General features: G+C 76.3%; 1 protein-coding gene. It reads right to left on the bottom strand.

All coding sequences use genetic code 11. From position 1 onward, the window contains the following. The coding region (locus tag ABZ641_RS36715) for an HAD-IC family P-type ATPase (protein ID WP_359988885.1) at nt 1–1,486 on the bottom strand (1,486 nt) is incomplete at its 3' end. Nucleotides 1,487–1,576: the final 90 nt, after the last annotated feature.

Here is a 1,576-nt window from a genome sequence, read left to right as displayed (position 1 = left end):
CGTGCCGCGTGGCCGGATCGAACCGGGTGGCGGCGAAGGCGACCAGCGCGGCGACGACGGCCGTGCCGAGACCGGGCCACGGGACCGGCGCCGTACCGAGCACGTCCTGGAGGGCCGGCAGGTACAAGGCCGCGAGACCGAGCAGGGCCGAGGCGGCGACGGCCAGCGGCAGGAAGGGATTGGCCCGGGTGAACAGCCGCTCCCGCAGGCCGAGGACCACCCCGAGCTGCGCGGCGAGCAGGGTCAGGAAGAGGAGGCTCTGCCACGCACCGCCGTGGTCCTGCGACCAGACCCCGACCGCGAGGCTGAGCGCCGTCACCAGGACGCCGAGGCGCAGCACGCCCTGCCACAGCCCGGCGCCCAGGACGTGCTCGCCCGGGGGCCTCGGCGGGCGGCTCATGGTCCGCGCGGCGACCGGCTCGGCGCCCACGGCCACACCGGTCAGGCCGTGGGTCAGCAGGTTGATCCAGAGGATCTGGCCGGCCCGCAGCGGCAGCGGGAGTCCCACGGCGGGGCCGAGCAGCATGACGAGGATCTCGGCCGCGCCGCCCGACATCGCGAACAGCAGGAAGCGGCGGATGTTGTCGTAGACCCGGCGGCCCTCCTCGATCGCGGAGACCACGGTGGCCAGTTCGTCGTCCGCCAGCACCAGGTCCGCGGCCTGCCGTGCCACCTCGCTGCCGCGGCGGCCCATGGCGACGCCGATGTCCGCCTGTTGCAGGGCCGGGCCGTCGTTGACGCCGTCGCCGGTCATCGCCGTGACGGCGCCGTTCTCGCGCCAGGCGTCGACGATGTCGAGCTTCTGCTGCGGGTCAGTGCGGGCGAAGACGCGGACCGCGGTGAGGTCGGGGTGGACACCGGCGGCGAGGTCGGCGCCGGTGACGACGTCCGCCGCGCCACCCGGCTCGGGGGAGGTCAGTCCGACGCGCGCGGCGAGCGCCCGGGCGGTGGCCGGATGGTCTCCGGTGATGAGTACGGGGGTGATGCCGGCCCGGCGGCAGGCCCTGATCGTGGCGGCGGCGGCCGGCTTGGGCGGGTCACTGAGCGCGGCGAGCCCCAGCAGGTGCAGTCCCGCCTCGGTGGCGGTCTCCGTGCCCTCGCGCGTGGCGGCGGCCACGGCGAGCACCCGGTACCCGTCGGCGGCAAGCCGGGCGGCCGCGCCGCGGGCCCGGTCGAGGAGGTCCGGGCCGTCCAGGAGGACGTCGGGTGTCAACACGGCTTCGGGGGCGCCCTTCAGGCACACCTCCACCCCGCCGTCCGGCGCCCGGTGGACGGTGGTCATCCGTTTGCGGACGCTGTCGAAGGGGAGTTCGCCGATCCTGGGGCGCTCCACCGCGAGTTCCGCGAGGTCGAGTCCGGCCTTGGTGGCCGCGGCCAGGAGGGCGGCCTCGGTCGGGTCGCCGAGGGCGGTCCACTCGGAGGCACCGTCGGCGGGCGCCTGCAGGGAGGCGTCGTTGCACAGGGCGGCGGCTCTCAGCAGGGCCACCGCCCTGTCCTGGCCCCGGGGGCCGGTCACCCGGATCCCGCCCGTGGGCCGGTAGCCCGTCCCGGTGATCGTCGCCGCCCATCCCCGGCC

Source organism: Kitasatospora sp. NPDC007106, assembly GCF_040634455.1.
Classification (GTDB): domain Bacteria; phylum Actinomycetota; class Actinomycetes; order Streptomycetales; family Streptomycetaceae; genus Kitasatospora; species Kitasatospora arboriphila.
This window is presented reverse-complemented; position numbering and strand designations above follow the sequence as displayed.